This is a genomic window from Lentzea terrae, assembly GCF_003265345.1.
GTDB classification, from domain to species: Bacteria; Actinomycetota; Actinomycetes; order Mycobacteriales; family Pseudonocardiaceae; genus Lentzea; species Lentzea terrae.
The window spans coordinates 286,919-304,803 of record NZ_QFWW01000020.1 but is presented as its reverse complement, the minus strand read 5'-3'; the positions used below and the strand labels follow the sequence as shown (position 1 = coordinate 304,803).

Sequence of the window (17,885 nt, the reverse complement as noted above, 5' to 3'; positions counted from 1 at the left end):
GTCGCTCCGTAAGCTCGGTCGGGTGGTGTTCTCCAGGCTGCTGGTCGACGCGGGAGTCGCGGGACTCTGCGTACTGGTGTTCTGGCTGCCTCGCGGTACGCCGCCGAGCGCCCTGGCCGTGTTGATCGTTGCCGGGGTGCTGCTCCGCTCGCGGTGGCCGGTCGTGGCGTTCGGGACGGTCGCGGCGACGACCCTGGCGGGAGCACTTCTCGGCGTGGCCTGGGATCCGTTCGTGGCCGCGGCGTGGACGCTGTACCCGGTGGCGGTCGCCCACGGCAGTTCCAGGATGTCGCGGGCCATGTCGGTCGCACTCGGATTGACGGTGGCCGCAATGCTGTCGATCGGGGTCAGCGAGCGGCAGGACGTCCTGCGGTACGTCTTCGTGAGCCTGTTCGTCCTGGCCGGCACCTGGCGGCTCGGTGAGGCGGTCCGGCGGGAGCGTCAGGAGGCCGCGCACGCCGAACGTGCCGAGGGCGCTCGTGCGGTGCTGGAGGAACGGTTGCGGGTGGCGCGGGAGGTGCACGACGTCGTGTCACATTCTCTCGGCATGATCGCGGTGACCGCTGGGGTGTCGGCCCATGTCGACGTGGGTGATGCGGAGAAGTTGCGGAACCGGCTGACTCGTGTCGAGCGGGCGAGCAAGGACGCACTGGCGGACCTCCGTGCGGTGCTCGGCACGGTCAGGGACGCCGGCGCGCCTGCCGAACGGCGGCCACAGCCGGGAATGAAGGACCTCGCCGCCTTGACCCAACGGATGCGCGCCGCGGGCATCGAGATCGCTCTCACCGTGCGCGGCCCGGACGACTTGCCGGCGAGCACAGGACTGGCCGTGTACCGGATCGTGCAGGAAGGGCTGACGAACGCGGCCCGGCATGCCCCGGGCTGCCGTTGCCAGGTGACCGTCGACGCGATGGACGGCACGGTGATCGTCGAGGTCACCGACGATGGTGGAACACTGATCGGGACACGCCACCACGAGAAGGGGTTCGGACTGATCGGGCTGCGGGAACGGGTGGAATCGCTCGGTGGCGAGCTGACGTTCGGTTCACGTGCGCAGGGCGGATTCGCGCTGCGCGCGGTGCTTCCGGAGCCGGGCGCGTGAGCGGGCGGATCAGGGTCCTCGTCGCTGAGGACGACGAGGTGCTGCGTGGTTCGTTGTGCGAACTGGTCGCCTCCGACGAATCGCTCGTGCTGGTCGGTGAGGCGCGTGACGGCGCAGAAGCGATCAGCGCCGTGCACCGGCTGTGCCCCGACGTGGTGCTGATGGACGTGCGAATGCCGGTGTTGGACGGACTCGAGGCCACCCGTGTGGTGTGTGCGACGCCGGCAGCGGTGCGGGTGGTGATCCTGACGACGTTCGACCTCGACGAGTACGTCTACGAGGCGTTGCGTGCAGGTGCCTCCGGGTTTCTGCTGAAGAACGCCGGCCCCGGGGAGATCCTGCACGCGATTCACACCGTCCACAACGGACTTTCGCTGCTCGCGCCGGAGGTCACGGGCAGGGTGATCGCGGAGTTCGCCGAGCGGCACCAGCGGGCGGAATCCGGCGTGGCGCGCTTCGCGGAGTTGACGGACCGCGAACACGACGTGGTGGCGGCGGTCGTGGAAGGCATGTCGAACGACGAGATCGCCACCGCGCTGTTTCTCAGCAGAGCCACGGTGAAGACGTACCTGAGCCGCCTTTTCGACAAACTGGGCGTCCGTGACCGCACCCAGTTGGTGATCCTCGCCTACGAGTCGGGGTTCGTGAACACGCTGCGGCGATAGGTGTCAACCTTTGGCTGATGCACTCCGGCACGGTCCAGCCGCAGGCTGGGGACATGATCGAAGTCTCCCATCTGGTCAAGCGGCACGGCCCGAAGGTGGCCGTGCGGGACGTCGGCTTCACCGCGAGGGCCGGGCGCGTCACCGGATTCCTCGGTCCGAACGGCGCCGGCAAGTCGTCCACACTGCGCATCCTGCTCGGTCTTGACTCGGCCGATTCGGGCACGGCACTCATCGGCGGCAAGCCGTACCGGGCGTTGCGGAACCCGTTGCGCACCGTGGGTTCATTGCTGGAAGGCAGTGGCGCGCACCCGTCGCGGACTGCGCGCGGGCATCTGTCGTGGGTGGCGGCGAGCAACGGCATCCCGAGGACCAGGGTGCCGGAGGTGCTGGATCTCGTCGGGCTCGGCGACGCCGCCCGCAAGCGGGTTGGCGGGTTCTCACTGGGCATGAACCAGCGACTGGGACTGGCCACCGCATTGCTGGGTGATCCGGAGGTGCTGGTTCTGGACGAGCCCGTCAACGGTCTTGACCCACATGGCATCCGCTGGTTGCGCGAGCTCTTGCGGTCCTACGCGGCGGACGGCCGGACTGTGCTGCTGTCGAGCCACCTGATGACCGAGTTGGCGAGCACCGCCGACGACCTGGTCGTGATCAACAACGGTTCGATCGTCCACAGTGGATCCACGGCTGAGGTGACCGCGGGACATGCGTCCCTGGAGGACGCCTTCTTCGCGCTCACCGGCACGGAGGACCGATGAGACACCTGAGCGCCGAGCTGCGCAAACTTCTCTCGCTTCGCGCTTCGCTCGTCGCAGCGGGACTGTGCTTCGTCGCAGCACCGGCGATAGCCGCGCTGAACGGGAACTCCATGCGCACCCGTCTCGCCGCGGGCGACACCGGTTCGCTGAGCCACTGGTCCGTCGCCGAGGGCGGGTTCGAGGCCGTGATGTTCGCAGTGATCGCCGGCATTGTGCTCGGTGTCGTCATCATGAGCAGCGAGTACACCGCCAATGCCGGCGACGTCGGCGGCGGCAGGCAGATCCTGGCCACTCTGACCAGCGTTCCCCGGCGAGGCTTGCTGCTCGCGGCGAAGGCCGGTGCGCTCATGCTCGCGACCGTGCTGCTTTCGTCCGCCACGATCTTCACGGGGATTGTCGTGGGACAGGCACTGCTCGGCCCGTTCGGGCTTTCGCCGTGGCAGGCCGCCGGTGAACTCGGCTGGCGACTGCCCGGCGCCGTCTTGTACTGCGTCTGCACGGCCCTGATCGCGTTCGCTGTCACCACCATCACGCGCAGCGGCGTCGTCCCCCTGATCGTGCTCATCGTCAACAGCTCGCTGATTCCCGTGTCATTCCTGCTCTCCAAGGTCACGTCGTGGGCGAAGTTCCTCCCCGACGCCGCTGGAATTCACCTGTTCGCACGCGGAACCGCGTTCACAGAACAACTTCCACCGTTGGTGGGTGCAACTGTGCTGACGGCGTGGACCGTGCTCGGCCTGGTGGTGGGCGTGGTCGCCTTCGTCCGCCGCGACGCGTGAGCGGGAGGCATCGTGAGCAACGCCCTTCGTCACGTCTTCGCCGCCGAGCTGCGCAAGCTGGCAACACTGCCGGCGGTGCACAGCACTGTCGCGATCACAGTTCTCGCCACACCGGGTCTGGCTTTGGCAGCGGGCTTCCGCGCGGTGGAGTACGGCCAGCTCGGCCTCATCCTGGTCGGCGTCCTGACCGCGGCCGGTGAGTACGGCGGAAAGCAGATCCGCACCAGCCTGGTGTGTGTCCCGAACCGGCCACTGCTGCTGTCCGGAAAGGTTCTCGCCTACCTCGCCGTCGCCACCCCGACCACGCTGTTCACCGGCGCACTGTCCATCGTGGCCGCCGAGGTACCCGCCACCGAACTACCCGGCACCGCCGTCTACCTGATCATGATTGGACTCCTCGCCCTCGCCATCGCGGTGCTGCTGCGCAGCGTCGCCGGCGCGGTCGCGACGTTGACGACGCTCGTGCTCGTGGTGTCCCCACTGCTGGCGGCGGCCACGGATGCTGCCGAGTACCTCCCGGACCGCGCGGGGGCGAGCCTCTACCGGCCTGGCGTCCTCTCCCCGTGGGAAGGGGGCGCGGTCATGGCGGCGTGGCTCGTGATCACGTTCGCGGTCGCCGTGGTCACGTTCACCAGGCGAGACGCCTGACGGGTGTAGCTGCCGCCGCGGCAGGGATCGGGGAACCGCGGCGGCGCCGTGCTGGGCGCACCGCGGTGGGCCCTTCCCTTGGTCGGTGGATCAGGAGTAGACGCGGACCCAGTCGACCTCGAACACCGCCGGGCGCAGGCCGCTGTTGCCGGTGAAGTTGTCGAGTTGGATGTTGAGATGTCCCGACGGCATGGTCTGGATGTTCCGTCGCCCGTTCGGGCCGCCACCGCCGGAGACGCGGAACCACTCGACACCGTCCACGTAGCCGACCAACGCGGAAGCCGTCCACTCGAAGGCGAAGTTGTGCCACTGGCGCATGTCCACCGGACAGCGTTCGCGGTACTCCTGTTGGACACCCACGTTCGAGGGGTGCGGGTAGTGCAGGAACGCAGACAGGCACTGGGCGTCGGGATCGGTGTACTCGACCCAGTCGTACTCGCCGTCCTGCGGCCACCGCTCGGAGGTCGGCCAGATCAGGTGCAGTGGGTGGTACCGGCCGCCCGAGGCACCGGTGTTCTGTGAACGCGACCGGATCTCCCAGCGGCCGTACTGCCGGTCGAGGCGATGCTTGAGCCAGCCCGTGTCGCCGTTCGCCTCGCCGGTCATCGTCATGATCCCGCCTGCCACCGCGGTGTTCTTCGCGCAGCGCCGGCCGTTGCCGTTGTGCCCCGGCCAACAACCGTCGGTGCCGCTGGGCACCGACCACTTCGCCGGGTCGACGGCACCGGTGTTGCCGAACTCGTCGGAGCTCGGCAGCGGCGCACCCCAGCCGTGCCGGACGGCGGCCTGTGTCTGGTCGGTGGGCGGAGTCGTGGTTGTGGTTGTGGTTGTCGTGGTTGTCGTGGTGGTGGACGAGGCGCCTACGTGGTAGTCGCACGCGGTCGCCCGGAAGCTCGCTCCGGTGGAGGCGTACTCGTGGTCGGTGAGCACGTTCGCCCGCACCGCACCCGACGGAACGGTGAACTCGCTCGCGACGCGGGTCCACCCACCGGGCGCGAACGACACCCACGCGCCGGGGACGTTTCCGAGGTATCCGCTGTTGTCGCCCTCGGGCGTGGAGTACCAGTCGACCTCGACGCGGGCACGTCCGCTCTGCTCGGCAGCGACGTCGTAGGCGAAGGTCCACACTTCACCGCTTGTGACGTGCTGCTGCGGCAGGTAGAACGACGGGTTCGGCACGGAGTTGTTCTTCTGCGCGTAGGCGAACCTCGCCGACCGATGGTCGACGACGGCCTCGCGGACCGCACTTGCACCGCGCAGCGAGCCCCACTCGGAGAGTGTCTTGTTCAGCACCGGGTTGTTGCACGTCGAGACGTTCGTGCCGGTGCCGGTTGGAGGTTGCGCCATTGCCAGGCCAGCCATGGCGAGCGCGGTTACGGAGATCATCGCGCCGATCACAACGCGCTTGTGGGCATGTCTCATCACGTTCTCCTCTCGGGAAACGATCGGCACGCAGCGTGCGACGAAGGACCGGGAGGGTTCCCGGCGATAGGCCGGAGGGCGGCTTGTTTGACTGGATACGATGCGACGAGGGCCACGCGGGGAGAGCTAATCGTGCAGGCGGAGCGAGTCGTCGCGAACAGGTACCGGCTTGAGGAACAGATCGGCTCCGGGGGCGGCGGAGTCGTGTGGAGGGCCACCGACGAACGCCTCGGCAGGCAGGTCGCGCTGAAGCGAGCCCTGTCCGGGGACGGGGATCCGCAGCGGTTCCGGCAGTTGGAGCGCGAGGCGAAGCTGCTCGCCCAGTTGAACCACCGGCACGTCGTGACGATCTACGACGTGCTTGACGACAACGGTGAGTGCTGGCTGGTCATGGAGTACGTGCCGGCGCGGAGCATGGCCGAGCTGGACGTCGTCGAACCTCGGCAGGCGGCGAAGCTGGGCGCGCAGATCGCCGATGCGCTCGCGGCGGTGCACGCGAAGGGAATCCTGCACCGCGACATCAAGCCCGGCAACGTCCTCATGATCTCCGACGACGAGGTGAAGCTCGCCGACTTCGGCATCTCTCGCGGCGCCACGGGTGACGCGACCGTGACCCGCCCTGGTCTGCTCACCGGATCACCGGGGTACGTGGCGCCGGAGGTGGCCAACGGTGCCGCGCCAACGGCGGCGTCCGACGTGTTCTCGCTGGCGTCCACGCTGTTCGCTGTGGTGGAGGGCGAGTCACCGGTCGGCGGAACGACAGACGACGTGCAGCTGCGCCTTCGACGGGCTGCCAACGGCGCCATCGCCTCGCCGCGCAGGAGCGGCCCGCTCGCGCCGGTGCTGGAGCGGATGCTGCGGGTCGACGCCGCACAGCGTCCCACCGCGGCCGAGGCACACGAGATCCTCGCGGACGTCGCCGGTGTGCAGGCGGCGCGGCGCGCGAATCCCGTTCGCCGCCGCGGACTTCTAGTCACCGCTGGGGTGCTGGTCGCGGTCGCGGCGGTGGTGAGCTGGATCGTGTTCTCCGGCGCTGGGCCGACGGGGCCGGTGCTCGGTGCCGACGCGCGCACCGCCGACCCGTGCTCGCTGATCCGCGATGCGGATGCGGCGCTGGAGGAGTTCGGTGATCCCAACCTGGTCCCGGACGATTCCGGGTTCAACCAGTGCAACTTCATCGTCAAGAAGAACCGGAAGGAGGCGAACGTCGAGGTGTTGATCGACAGCACTCCCGCCGAGCAGCCATCCGTGCAGGCCCAGGACAAGGGGCGGTACCGGCTCGTGATCGAACCGCCGGGTGAGGGGTCCTGCAGTCGCCGGTTGCTGCTACCCGACAACTACGAGATCCAGATCGGGGTGACCAGGGCCAACGTGATCGGCGCTGACGCGTGCGAGATGGCGGATGTCGCTGTCCGGAGTGCCCACGAGGTGATCACCAAAGGGCCGATTCCCGCGCGTCAACCCGGTAATCCGGCGTTGCGGCTGGACTCGTTCTTCTGGACGGACGCCTGCAAGGCCAGGGACTCGCGATTGTTCCCTGATTGGCCCGGAATCGACCGTGCGAGTCCGAAGGCCGGCTTCGGCCGCTGGACGTGCACCTGGACCAGTGTCGACGGCGGAACTGACTACAAGCTGCGCTTCGACCGGGGAACAGCGTTGGACGAGACCGGTGCGAGAAAGTCCACGATCGCCGACCGGTATTCCGTGATCGCAGACGTACCTGGCAAGGACTTGTGCGAGGTCCAGGTGCGCAACTTTCCCTACCGGGACGCTTACGGCGATGCCAAGGACGAGGTGGTCGAGGCCACCGTCACCGGCAAGAGCCTGTCGCCGGACGAGCGGTGCCGGCTCGCGACCCAGTTGGCCACCGCCTTCTTCCCACCACGGTGACGCGGGAACCCTCCCGCGGGTTCCGGAGAGACTTACGGGCGCGCCGCTCACCCGAGGTGCCAGGAGGCGAACATGCCGGAGGAACGGCCGAACGAACTCCCGGCGAACCACCACAGCCTCGCCCTCGGTGTCCCTGTCAGCGCCGTACCCGGCATGCTGCACGTCCTGGCGGCGGCGGGCGGCATCGCCTTCGGCCCCAAGGAGGGGCGGACCGTCCTCTTCGGACGGAACAGGCTGGACGTGCACGTCTGCGTCGGCGAGGACGACCTGCGCATCAGCAGGGAACACGGCGCGCTCACCTGTCGCGGTGGCCAGTGGTGGATCAGCACGCTGGGTCGCCTTCCGTTGCGGCTGCCCGAATCTCGCCTGCTGTTCCAGCAGGACGAGCCGATCCCGTTGCAGACGGGGTACACCCCGCTGTTCATCCGCGGCTCCCACGAACGACTGCATCTGCTTGAAGTGCACGTGCAGCCCGAGGATGGCGACCGACCACCCGCCGACCACCACGCGCCGACCCGGCCTCCGCGCACGTGGCAGCTCACTTCCGTGGAGAAGCGCGTGGTCGTCGTGCTCGCCCAGCGGTATCTCCTGCACGAGCGGCACCCGATCCCCCTGTCCTGGCGTCAGGTCGCGGAACACCTCAACGAGATCCGGCCGGACGACAACTGGAGCCACAAGAAGGTCGAGCGCGTCGTCACCGAGGTGCGGAACCGGTTGAGCAGCAACGGTGTCTCCGGTCTGACCCGTGAGGAGGTCGGTGAGCCCATCGGAAACACGTTGAACCACAACCTCATCCGCGAACTGATGGAGAGCACCACCCTCGTGCCACCGGACCTGCGCATTCTCGACCACGACGGCTGAGGGCGCCACGGCATCAGGGAGGGTTCCCGCCCACCTCGCGCCACAGTCTCCAGGTCGAAGCGGAACGAGCGGGAGAGTGCGGCATGAACGAGGGTTCGCCGAAACGATGAGCCAGGCGTTCGGTGCCGGCCCAGCGCAGCTGCGACAAGCGTCGCCCCGGACGTGGTCGATCAACCGGCTGACATCGACGGGGGTACGGCAACACGGTGGTCGTGTGGACAGACGAATTCAGAGAGGACGAGCCTCAATGTCAATCAGGAATCGCATTGCCGCGTACGCAACAGGGATTCTCGCAGTCGGAGCATTCGTGCTCGCCGGCGTTCCAGGAATGGCGTCGGCGCGGCCGCAGACCGAAGAGGTCGGCGTGCTCGGCCAGTTCACCTGGGACGCCCAGTTCGCCTGCTGTCTGACCTCCAGGCAGTGGACCTCCAACGCCGCAGGCACCACCACCATCAGGGTTGCGCGCGCTTACCGGATCAACACCGGCAACTGCGACGCGGTGAAGGTCCGATTGGAAAGGTGGAGCGGCATCTTCTGGTCCAGCCAAGGCACCAAGACCGCCACCTGCCCGCACCCCCGCAATCTGGCCTGGCGCGCCGGGAGCGGCACGTACCGCTTCTACATCGAGCCCTCTTACTCGGGCGGCGCCTACGTCCGTGCGAACGGCACGGTCTCCTACCCGTGATCAAGCCACAGCGGACGCTCGTCGAGCTCACAGCAGGTTCGGTCCCGACCGGCGCCGGCGGCGTCCGAGGAAGCCCAGCACCTTGACCAGGACGACGATGATCACGATGCCGACGACCGCGAACTCCAGGACGTCGCCCAAGCCGGTGTCCTCGTCCGGGTTCGGGTTGAGTTGGCGAGGTCCGAACGCCTCCAGCAGCTGGTCCCTAGTGGCGGATCGGGTGGTGCCGTTGAGGGTGACCACGACCTCGTCCACTTCTTCCGCGTAGGTGTGCCAGGCCAGGCGGGCGATCTCGGTGCCGGCGTCGGTGGCCGATGGCTTGCTGGCCGTGATTTGCACGGTGTCGTATCCGTAGGTGCTGACGCCATGGCTGACGCCGACCTCGGTGTAGCCCGCTTCCTCGACGCGGGATCCGAGTTGGTCCATTTCGGCGCGCGAGACGCACCCCGCGGCCGCGAAGACCCAGAGCAGCACACCGAGCAACAGCGGTAATCGCACACGGGCCGGATGTCTCACGTGGCTCCTTACTCCGTTTCGGAGTATGTCTATACTCTGAAACGGAGTATGGAACAAGGCTGTGGAGGCAGATTTGGCCGGTCGGACCAAGAAGCTCACCACGGTGTCCTACGGCATCCTTGGTCTGCTCGGACTACGTCCGCACACGCCCTACGAACTGGCGCAGCAGTTCAGGCGCAGCGGCACGTTCTGGGCCGCGGCCGAGAGCGTGGTCTACAACGAGCCCAAAGCGCTGGTGACCCACGGCCTGGCCACGGCGGCCGCCGAGACCAGCGGCGGGCGCCGCCGCACCCGTTACTCGATCACCCCGGCCGGGCGTCGGGAGCTGCGTCGCTGGTTGTCCGATCCCGCCGTCGAGCCGCAGTTCCAGCTCGACGCGATGATGAAGGTCCTGTTCTCCGATCTCGGCGACAAGGACGACCTGCTCGGCGCGATCAAGGAGATGCGCGCCTGGGCCGACCGAACCCAGGCCGGCGCGACCACGATCACGCACGACTACGCGACCGGTGCCGAGCCCTATCCCGGCCGGGCGCACATCGTCGGCCTGACCCAGGCGTACCGCGTCGGACTGGCGCAGATGACCCGGCAGTGGGCGGACTGGGCCGAACAGGAGGTCCAGCAGTGGCCCGACACCCACAGCGGCTCCGCCGACCTGCTGGCCCGGTTGGGCACCGGCCAGACCCCCTGGTAGCAGCTGCCGCGTTACCCGATCCGTCGCAACACCGGGTTCGCGACGTCCTCGTTCCCGAGCACCACACCGGCCCGAGCAGCCGGCCCCACCGCAGCCAGGTACCGCCGGCTCGCGGCGTGATACCGCTGGTCGAAGGCACGCTGAGCCTGCACCAGTCCACCGAGCAACTCCGCGTCCCGGCGAGCCCCGCGGTCCCGCGCCACCTCGAACGGCGTGTCGACGAAGACCACCTCGTCCCACACCAGTTCCCGCTGCAGGAAGCTGCCGTCCACCACCAGCACCATGTCCTCGGGGGCGAGCACCGGCGGCTCGTCGATCGGCGTGTCCGAGAGAAGGTCGATGATCCGCTCCCGGTACTTCCGGTCGCCACCGGGCCCGAGCGGTTCCAGGACGAGGCGATTGAACGACTCGAAGTCGTAGGCGTCGGCGTAGTACCCGTCTGCCGAGTCCCGTCCCTGCCGGTGCCGCACAGCGCGTGGGTTGTGGAAACCGTCCATCGACAGGTGCGCCGCCGCTCGCCCGCGTTCGACCAGCGCTGCCGTCAGCTCACGGGCGACGGTCGTCTTGCCGGAAGCCGTGATCCCGTCGACGGCCACCCGCAGGGGATGCCCCGGCCTGATCGAAGCCAGGTGGTCGGCGATCCGGCCCAGCACGCGGTCCCGTGGAGTGATCATGAGACCGACCTTATGTCAGTCCTCCTCGATCTCCCGGCGTGAGAGCCGCACCTCCTCCACGTCCAGCCGCCGCTGCACCGCCCGCAGCACGATGTCGTCGATGGCCTGCTCGTCGCGCAGCCGCACCACGGTCGCCCGCTTGTGCGCGATCAGCTCCAGCCGCAGCGCGTTGTACTCGAGCTCGGACTGCACGACCTCCTCGTCACCGGCCTCCTTGGCCCGCCTGACCTCGAGGTGGTGTTCGTACTCGGCGAGCACGCGCTTGTAGACGACGTTCGAAACGCCGACCTTGTCGGCGAGCGCGGGGAGTGCCTCGTAGGCCTCCTCGGACGCCGTCGACTGGGCCAACCGCAGTTCCTCGTCGAGCGCGGTGTCCTCGGGCAGCTGGGAGAACCGGAGGATCGACGGCAGCATCAGCGCCTGCACGACCAGCGTCAGCACGACGACGCCGGACGTGATGAGGATGATCTCCTCGCGGAACGGGAAGGGGCCGCCGCCGACCACGGTTTCCGGGACTGCCAACGCCGCTGCCAGCGACACCGCGCCGCGGAAGCCGGCGGCCGACGAGACGAGCCGTTGCCGCGCGCCCACCCGGCGGAGGCGTTGCTGTGGACGCCGGTCGATCGCTCGGATGATGTACGGCGTCGTGTAGCTCCACAGCAGCCGCGTGCCGGCCACGGTCAAAGCCACCAGACCGATCGCACCGAACGACTTCCAGATCTGCGAGCTGTCCAACGAACGGACCGCGCTATGAGCCTGGAGTCCGATGAGGACGAACAGGGAACCGTTGAGCAGGAACGTCGCGATGCCCCAGAACGCGGAGCTGACCTGCCGGGTGTCGGCGGGCACGATGCGCGGCCCGACCCGCGCCAGGGTCAGGCCGCACGTCACCACGGCGATGACGCCGGAGCCGTGGGCGACCTCGGCCAGCAGGAACGCGGAGAACGGGGTGAGGATGCTGACCACGGTCTCGTGGATCGGGTTGTCCAGGCGCTTGCGGACCTGCACGGCGAGCCACGCGATCAGCAGGCCGGCCACCGCGCCGCCCGCGTACGACAGCAGCAGCCGCATCCCGACCAGGCCGGTGCTGAACTGCTGCTCGCCGGTCGTGATGGCGACCGCGATCGCGTAGATCACCAGCGCCGTGCCGTCGTTGATCAACGACTCGGCGCGCAGGATGGTCGTCGTGCGGCGCGGCATGCCGCGGGCGATGGCCGAGACCGCGGTCGCGTCGGTGGGGGCGAGGGCCGCGCCGAGCACCCACGCCGGGCCCCAGTCGAGGCCCAGCGCGTGGGCGACCGCCGCCACGGCAGCGGCGGTGGCGAGCACGAGCAGCGTGCTGAGCAGCACGATCGGGCGGAGGTTGCTGCGGATCTCCCGCAGCGAGGTGTTGAGGCTCTCCCAGTACAGCAACGCCGGCAGGAAGATCAGCAGCATCGCCTCCGGCGGGAGGCTCACCGACTCCAGGGCGGGCACGAAGCCCAGCACGGCGCCACAGAGAACGAGCATTACCGGAGCGGCGAGGCGCAACCGTCCTGAGGCGACGCTGCTCGCGAGGACGCAGACGCCCAGCACCACCACTAGTTCGAGACCGAGCATGGCCTCAATCTATTTGGGTCAGGCGCTCAGCGCGTCATCCAATTCGGCCAGCAAGCGCGACTTGGGCCGCGCTCCCACGATCTGGCGGATCGGCACACCGTCGCGGAACAGCAGCATCGTCGGCAGCGACATGACCTGGTAGTCGCGCGCGGTGGCGGTGTTCTCGTCGGCGTTGATCTTCAGGACCGTCAGGTCGTCGCGCTCGCGGTCGATCTCGTCCAGCACCGGCGAGAGCATGTGGCACGGTCCGCACCACTGCGCCCAGAACTCGACGAGCACGGTGCCGGTCCGCGTCTGGTCCGCGAACGTGGCGTCGGTCAGCTGCACAGGAACTCCTTGGGTTCTGGCACGAGGCACGGGTCTTGGAAGGCGAGTCTGGCCAGCAGGAACTCCCGGACGGTCTGGAGCCGCTCCAGGCACGCGTCCACCTCGGCGAGCTTGCGCCGGTAGACCTCCCGCGAGTCGGGGCACGAGTCGCCGGACTCGTGGCCCGCCCGCAGGCACGCCACGAACGGCTTGGTGTCCTCCAGCGAGAGCCCGACCGCCTGCAACGACTGGATCTCCCGCACCAGCCGCAGGTCGTGCTCGCCGTACTCGCGGTAGCCGTTGGACGTGCGTTGCGCTTCCAGCAGTCCCTGGGACTCGTAGAAGCGCAACGCGCGCGTGGTGGTGCCGGCTCGCTTGGCCAGTTCGCCGATCCTCATGGAGGCAACGCTAAACCTTGACGCGCACGTCAAGGCAAGAATCTCGCAAACAGATGCGAATCCACCAGCTGGACGTGCTTGCCGCGCTCCGAGACCGCTCCCTAACCTCGTGAGCGTGCGGACTCTTGTGTCCACAAAGGACAGATCTGAGCGAGGAAGTGCGTCATGCGGTTCAGCATCACCATCGACACCGAGAACGAGGAAGTCGCACTGCGGCTGCTCGGCGCGCTGAAAGAAGTGGGCTTGGTGCAGGCAGCGGTCGAGGACGCCGACGTCCGGATCCTGCCGGACGCGCGGCAGGTCCTGCGCAGAGACGAGCCCGTCGAGCTCACCAGGCTGGAGTTCGAGCTGCTGCTGCACCTGTGCGCCCACCCGGACCGGGTGCACCGCCGGCGCGAGCTGCTGGCGGCGGTGTGGGGTGTCAACGACAACTACAGCGGCGCTCGCACGGTCGACGTGCACGTGCGCCGGGTGCGGCAGAAGCTCGGCGACGCGGGCGACGTGATCCAGACGGTGCGCGGGGTCGGTTACCTGGTCGCGTCGAGCGGGCGGGTGCGGGTGGACCGCTCGCTGAACGTCGTCCAGCTGGCCGGATAAATCAGTTGCCGGGCTCAGCGACACCGGTGTTGCATGCGAGGCATGCACGAGGGCGAAGTCGCCGTTGACGTGTCCCTTGTGGACGAACTGATCCGCACGCAGTTCCCGCGCTGGCACGGTCTGCCGATCACCCAGGCCGGGCAGGGTGGCACGAGCAACGCGATGTACCGGCTCGGCGACGACCTGGCCGTGCGGCTGCCCCGCATCGACTGGGCGAAGGGCGGGGTGGGCAAGGAAGCGGCCACCGTGCCGCGGCTCGCGCCCCACCTCCCGGTCGCAGTACCGGAACCGCTGGCACTGGGCGAGCCCACCGAGAGCTACCCGTTCCAGTGGTCGGTGGTCCGCTGGCTGGGCGGCGGTACCGCCTCGGTGGAGGAGGTCGCCGAGGACGCCCCGATCCGACTGGCCAAGCTGATCCACGCACTGCACGGGATCGACGCCACGGGTGAGCCGTGGACCACCTACCGCGGTCGGCTGGAAGCCTCGAACCACGACGAACCCGTGCGGGACTGCATCGCGAAGCTGGGCGGTAACCCGCGGCTCACCGCCATCTGGGAGGAAGCTCTCGCGGCGCCGCGCTGGGACCAGCCCGGTCGTTGGCTGCACGCCGACCTGCACGCGGGCAACCTGCTGTTCACGGACGGCGAGCTCACCGGCGTGATCGACTGGGGCTGTGCCGGTGTCGGCGATCCGGCCGGCGACCTCATGACGGCCTGGCTCTACCTCGACGAACGCGGCAGGGACGTGTTCCGGCGCGAGATGAGCGAGTTCGACGACGCCACCTGGGCCCGCGCGCGGGGCTGGGCGTTGCACCTCGCTGTGCTCGCACTGCCGTACTACCGTGACACCTACAAGTTCCTCGCGGACATCGCGAGCCGCACCCTGGACCAGCTGTGTCCCGGCTGGGACAACTAGGCCCTATATCGAAGTCCCGTTCGACACAGGGCCTAGATCGTCAGAGCAGGCAGAACGCCGCGGTGGCGTCGTCGCTGCGCTTGTAGCGCGGCCACTGCGAGCCGTGCGGGTCGGTCGACTCGGTCTCGCGGACCCTGGCCACGAGTTCCGCGGGGCCGTGCCGGTCGAGCAGGTCCATAGTCGCAGCCCAGTCGGCGAGCCCGTACGTCTCGACGTACGCGGCTGCGCCGTCGGTGAGCAGAGCAGCGCGCTGGACAGCTGATCTCGGCAGCGAGCCCGTCAACGCGTGCTTTGCGGTCTCGGGCTTCGATGCGGCCACCCAGTAGGTGGTGTTGCGGTGCGGTTGTTGCGCCACGACGAGTCGGCGCAGTGACTCGTCGTGCTCTGGCGTGCCGATCAGGTGCTTCTCGGTGTCCAGGTGTTCCTGCTGTGCCACGGAAGTGCTGCGCAGATCGGACACGACGACCTGGCCGTCCGGACCGTCCAGCACGATCACCGAGTCGTGCACGACGAGGTAGTCGACGGTCTCCTCGCCAGCGCGGAGCAGGGTGATCGAGCTCGACGGCGTGCCGGGGTGGTCGAGGTCGCAGGTGTCGGCGTGGGCGGCCGCTACGGCCTCGATCGCGGCGGTGGCCACGTCCTGGAGGTCCTGGGCGGGGTGGTCGCTGGCGAGCCGCACCAGCTGGCCGCCGAGCTGGGCGACGAACCACGGTGTGCCGTGCACGCATCCGGTGGGCAGGCCACCCGGTGTGCCCAGGCCGTCGAGCACGGCCACCACGCGGGGCGTCGCCTGGACGAAGTCCTCGTTCGGTTTGCTCGGCGAGCCGGGTTCGGTGGCGAAGGAGACGCGCAAGTCATCACTCCTCTGCTGATCTGACCATTCCAGTCATACCGCAGTTCGCCGGCGGAAGGCGCCGGGTGACACGCCTGCCTCGCGGGCGAAGAACTTGGTGAAGTTGGTGGCCTCGCTGAACCCCAGCCGGTGCCCGATGGCAGCCGACGACAGGTCGGTGTGCACGAGCAGCCGCTTGGCCTCCAACACGACCCGCGCGTCGATCAGGGCCTTGGCCGACTGCCCGGTGGCCTCGACGCAGATCCGGTTGAGACTGCGGTGGGAGTAACCGATGCGGGCCGCGTAGTCGGCGGCGTTGCGGGTGGTGGCGAACGACCGCTCCAGCTCCTGCTGGAACCGTTCGAAGCGAGGATCACCGCGGCTGGCGGAGTCCGCCCGCAGCCGGGCGATCCGCAGCAGGAACACGGCCAGCAGCTGGCGCAGCAGGTCGTCCGGTTCGCCGACGCGCTCGTACTCGTCGCGCAGATCCCGCGCGGCGCGGTGCAGCACGGCCCGTTCGGTCAGCGGAACCTCCCACCGCACCGGGCCGAACGGGCTCAGCAACGGCCGGGCGCGGTCCAGCGGCGGCGGGAACGCGGACGTGAACAGGATCAGGTGCGCCTTCAGCGGGCCGGTGGGCAGGCGCAGCACCCGGCCGGGGCTCACGTGCAGCAACGTGTCGGGCCCGCACGGATGGTCCACGAAATCGACCATGGTGCTGCCGTGCCCGGCGGTGACCAGGATCAGCTGGTGGAAGTCGGTCCGGTGCACCTCGGTGAGGGTGTTTTCGGTGAGCCTGCTGCGCAGCTGAGCGAGGTCCAGCACCTCCAGGCCCAGCCGCGGGCGGTCGGGGTTGCTGAAGCCGAACTCGGCAAGCTGTCCAGTTTTGACCATGGTGAAGCCGGATCCTACCTCGTCTCCGAACCGCTCAGCAGCGAGAGTTCAGGCCATGGACAACAAAGAACTCGTGCTCAAGGCCGCCGGCGAACTGTTCGGCGACAAGGACCCGTCCGCTGTGGACCGTTGGGTCACGCCGGACTACCGCCAGCACAGCGCGCTGATCGGTGACGGCCCCGAGGCGTTGCGGGGGCTCGTCGCCAACCTGCCGGAAGGCTTCCACTACGAACCCGCCCGCGTGATCGCCGATGGTGATCTCGTTGCACTGCACGGCGTCTACCACGGTTTCGGGCCGGAGCCGCTGGTCGCGTTCGACCTCTTCCGCGTCGCCGACGGCAAGCTCGCCGAGCACTGGGACGCGCTCACGCCAGTGGCGCGGGAGACGGCCAGCGGACGCTCCCAGACGGACGGTCAGGCCGAGCCCGCCGATGTGGACACCGCGGCGTCCCGCGCACTCGTGCAGGAGTTCGCGCAGCGGGTGCTGCAGGACGCCGACTACTCGGTGCTGACCGACTACATCTCGACCCAGACCTACCTGCAGCACAACCCAGAGGCCGCCGACGGGCTCACCGGTTTCGGTGCGGCTGCGGCGAAGTGGGCCGGTCAGGGCAAGAACCTCGTCTACAAGACCGTGCACAAGGTCGTGGCCGAAGGTGACTTCGTGCTGCTGCAGTCCGAGGGCGAGTTCGGTGAGCCGGTCGCGTACTGGGACCTGTTCCGCGTGGCCGACGGCAAGATCGTCGAGCACTGGGACGTGATCACACCGATCCCGGCTTCGTTGCCGCACACCAACGGCCTGTTCTGACCATGATGACCGCGCTGCTGAACAAACCCGGTGAGGTGCCGGCGTGAAAATCACCGCGGCCGTCGTCCGAGAACAACACGGGGAATTCGAGCTCGAAGACGTCCTCCCGTTCCCCCTGCCCGGCGTCCTCGGCCACGAAGGCGCCGGCGTGGTGTAGGCGGTCGGACCTGGAGTGCCCAAGCGTTGCGCAGGCCAGACGGATCGCCGTTGGCCAGCCACTTCTTCGGACAGTCGTCGTTCGCGACGCATGCCGTTGTGCCGTACCGGGTTTGGTGCCGGTGGATCCGTCGCTGCCGCTGGACCTGTTGGGACCGTTGGCCTGCGGGCTGTCGACGGGCGCGGGTGCGGTGCTGAACGTCCTGCGCCCGCACGCTGGTTCGTCAATCGTCGTTTATGGAGCGGGTGCGTCGGGCTCGCCGCGATCATGGCGGCACGCAACAGCGGCGCGACCCGGATCATCGCGGTCGACCGGCACGAGTCACGACTCCACAAAGCCCTCGGATACGGCGCAACTGATGCACGAGCAGGGGAGGTTTCCGTTCGATGAACTGATCACGCACTTCCCGTTCGAGCGGATCAACGCCGCGATGGCGGCCGCGGAGGCGGGAGAGGTGATCAAACCGGTGCTGCGGATGCCATAGCACGCCTGGCCATCCGCGAACTGGCGTAATGCGCCCCGCCATCTGGGGTCATTCGTCAGGTTACGCATATGAGAAAGTTTCACCACCCCTCTCGACGGCACCCGTGGTTTGTGCGTACGGTGAGCCACACTAACGTACTGGCCAGTAGGTAGCGAACTGAATTCCTTTCTCCCCACCCCCTGCACGGTGAGGAAGCGAGCGCAG

21 protein-coding genes are annotated in these 17,885 nt (G+C 68.5%); 13 read left to right on the top strand and 8 right to left on the bottom strand.

Annotation, left to right across the window (positions count from 1 at the left end; translation table 11 throughout):
- Positions 1-22 precede the first annotated feature (22 nt).
- From DI276_RS23325 to DI276_RS23305, 5 genes are read left to right on the top strand one after another with little or no spacing between them, the layout of a single operon-like run.
- Entirely contained in the window at positions 23-1,102 is a 1,080-nt protein-coding gene (locus DI276_RS23325) for a sensor histidine kinase (protein ID WP_112266744.1), read from the top strand.
- A complete protein-coding gene (locus tag DI276_RS23320) occupies positions 1,099-1,767 on the top strand; it encodes a response regulator transcription factor (protein ID WP_112266742.1) in 669 nt (222 codons plus the stop codon). The genes DI276_RS23325 and DI276_RS23320 overlap by 4 nt, the downstream gene beginning before the upstream one ends.
- Before the next feature lie 53 nt (positions 1,768-1,820).
- On the top strand, positions 1,821-2,525 hold the full coding sequence (locus DI276_RS23315; protein ID WP_112267645.1) for an ABC transporter ATP-binding protein: 705 nt from the start codon (positions 1,821-1,823) through the stop codon (positions 2,523-2,525).
- Positions 2,522-3,304, top strand: coding sequence for an ABC transporter permease (locus tag DI276_RS23310; protein WP_112266740.1), 783 nt, complete (start codon positions 2,522-2,524; stop codon positions 3,302-3,304). The genes DI276_RS23315 and DI276_RS23310 overlap by 4 nt, the downstream gene beginning before the upstream one ends.
- Before the next feature lie 12 nt (positions 3,305-3,316).
- Complete coding sequence (locus DI276_RS23305) at positions 3,317-3,952, top strand: ABC transporter permease (RefSeq protein WP_112266738.1); 636 nt, start codon at positions 3,317-3,319, stop codon at positions 3,950-3,952.
- A gap of 90 nt (positions 3,953-4,042) precedes the next feature.
- Here DI276_RS23305 and DI276_RS23300 read toward each other — a convergent pair whose 3' ends face one another.
- Positions 4,043-5,374: a glycoside hydrolase family 16 protein gene (locus DI276_RS23300; RefSeq protein WP_112267643.1), complete on the bottom strand. Its 1,332-nt coding sequence runs from the start codon at positions 5,372-5,374 to the stop codon at positions 4,043-4,045.
- 132 nt (positions 5,375-5,506) lie between these two features.
- Here DI276_RS23300 and DI276_RS23295 point away from each other — a divergent pair, with 132 nt between their 5' ends.
- From DI276_RS23295 to DI276_RS23285, 3 genes are all read left to right on the top strand, one after another.
- A complete protein-coding gene (locus DI276_RS23295) occupies positions 5,507-7,264 on the top strand; it encodes a serine/threonine-protein kinase (RefSeq protein WP_157984891.1) in 1,758 nt (585 codons plus the stop codon).
- A gap of 72 nt (positions 7,265-7,336) precedes the next feature.
- Complete coding sequence (locus DI276_RS23290; protein WP_112266734.1) at positions 7,337-8,125, top strand: FHA domain-containing protein; 789 nt, start codon at positions 7,337-7,339, stop codon at positions 8,123-8,125.
- A 307-nt stretch (positions 8,126-8,432) separates the two neighbouring features.
- A complete protein-coding gene (locus DI276_RS23285; protein WP_157984890.1) occupies positions 8,433-8,810 on the top strand; it encodes a hypothetical protein in 378 nt (125 codons plus the stop codon).
- Positions 8,811-8,837: 27 nt separating this feature from the next.
- Here DI276_RS23285 and DI276_RS23280 read toward each other — a convergent pair whose 3' ends face one another.
- Complete coding sequence (locus DI276_RS23280) at positions 8,838-9,326, bottom strand: hypothetical protein (RefSeq protein WP_157984889.1); 489 nt, start codon at positions 9,324-9,326, stop codon at positions 8,838-8,840.
- Between the two features lie 61 nt (positions 9,327-9,387).
- On the opposite strand from DI276_RS23280, the gene DI276_RS23275 reads away from it, so the two are divergent.
- Positions 9,388-10,017 (top strand): PadR family transcriptional regulator, encoded by a 630-nt coding sequence (locus DI276_RS23275; RefSeq protein WP_112266728.1) that lies wholly within the window; start codon positions 9,388-9,390, stop codon positions 10,015-10,017.
- 11 nt (positions 10,018-10,028) lie between these two features.
- Here DI276_RS23275 and DI276_RS23270 read toward each other — a convergent pair whose 3' ends face one another.
- The 4 genes from DI276_RS23270 to DI276_RS23255 are packed head-to-tail and all read right to left on the bottom strand — an operon-like array spanning position 10,029 to position 12,994.
- On the bottom strand, positions 10,029-10,691 hold the full coding sequence (locus DI276_RS23270) for a nucleoside/nucleotide kinase family protein (protein WP_112266726.1): 663 nt from the start codon (positions 10,689-10,691) through the stop codon (positions 10,029-10,031).
- Between the two features lie 15 nt (positions 10,692-10,706).
- Entirely contained in the window at positions 10,707-12,290 is a 1,584-nt protein-coding gene (locus tag DI276_RS23265; RefSeq protein WP_112266724.1) for a Na+/H+ antiporter, read from the bottom strand.
- A gap of 18 nt (positions 12,291-12,308) precedes the next feature.
- Complete coding sequence (gene trxA, locus DI276_RS23260; protein WP_232836856.1) at positions 12,309-12,617, bottom strand: thioredoxin; 309 nt, start codon at positions 12,615-12,617, stop codon at positions 12,309-12,311.
- Positions 12,608-12,994 (bottom strand): MerR family transcriptional regulator, encoded by a 387-nt coding sequence (locus tag DI276_RS23255; RefSeq protein WP_112266719.1) that lies wholly within the window; start codon positions 12,992-12,994, stop codon positions 12,608-12,610. Before DI276_RS23255 ends, trxA begins: the two co-directional genes overlap by 10 nt.
- 165 nt (positions 12,995-13,159) lie before the next feature.
- On the opposite strand from DI276_RS23255, the gene DI276_RS23250 reads away from it, so the two are divergent.
- Both DI276_RS23250 and DI276_RS23245 read left to right on the top strand, forming a co-directional pair.
- Positions 13,160-13,591, top strand: coding sequence for a winged helix-turn-helix domain-containing protein (locus DI276_RS23250; protein WP_112266717.1), 432 nt, complete (start codon positions 13,160-13,162; stop codon positions 13,589-13,591).
- A gap of 42 nt (positions 13,592-13,633) precedes the next feature.
- Positions 13,634-14,506 (top strand): aminoglycoside phosphotransferase family protein, encoded by an 873-nt coding sequence (locus DI276_RS23245; protein ID WP_198680840.1) that lies wholly within the window; start codon positions 13,634-13,636, stop codon positions 14,504-14,506.
- A 40-nt stretch (positions 14,507-14,546) separates the two neighbouring features.
- Here DI276_RS23245 and DI276_RS23240 read toward each other — a convergent pair whose 3' ends face one another.
- Positions 14,547-15,359, bottom strand: a complete 813-nt coding sequence (locus DI276_RS23240; RefSeq protein WP_157984888.1) for a protein phosphatase 2C domain-containing protein — start codon at positions 15,357-15,359, stop codon at positions 14,547-14,549.
- Positions 15,360-15,392: 33 nt separating this feature from the next.
- Positions 15,393-16,232 (bottom strand): helix-turn-helix domain-containing protein, encoded by an 840-nt coding sequence (locus DI276_RS23235; RefSeq protein WP_112266710.1) that lies wholly within the window; start codon positions 16,230-16,232, stop codon positions 15,393-15,395.
- A gap of 55 nt (positions 16,233-16,287) precedes the next feature.
- Here DI276_RS23235 and DI276_RS23230 point away from each other — a divergent pair, with 55 nt between their 5' ends.
- Positions 16,288-17,040 (top strand): nuclear transport factor 2 family protein, encoded by a 753-nt coding sequence (locus tag DI276_RS23230; RefSeq protein WP_112266708.1) that lies wholly within the window; start codon positions 16,288-16,290, stop codon positions 17,038-17,040.
- A 515-nt stretch (positions 17,041-17,555) separates the two neighbouring features.
- Positions 17,556-17,681: a hypothetical protein gene (locus DI276_RS53050; RefSeq protein ID WP_269814290.1), complete on the top strand. Its 126-nt coding sequence runs from the start codon at positions 17,556-17,558 to the stop codon at positions 17,679-17,681.
- The last annotated feature ends 204 nt before the right edge of the window (positions 17,682-17,885 follow it).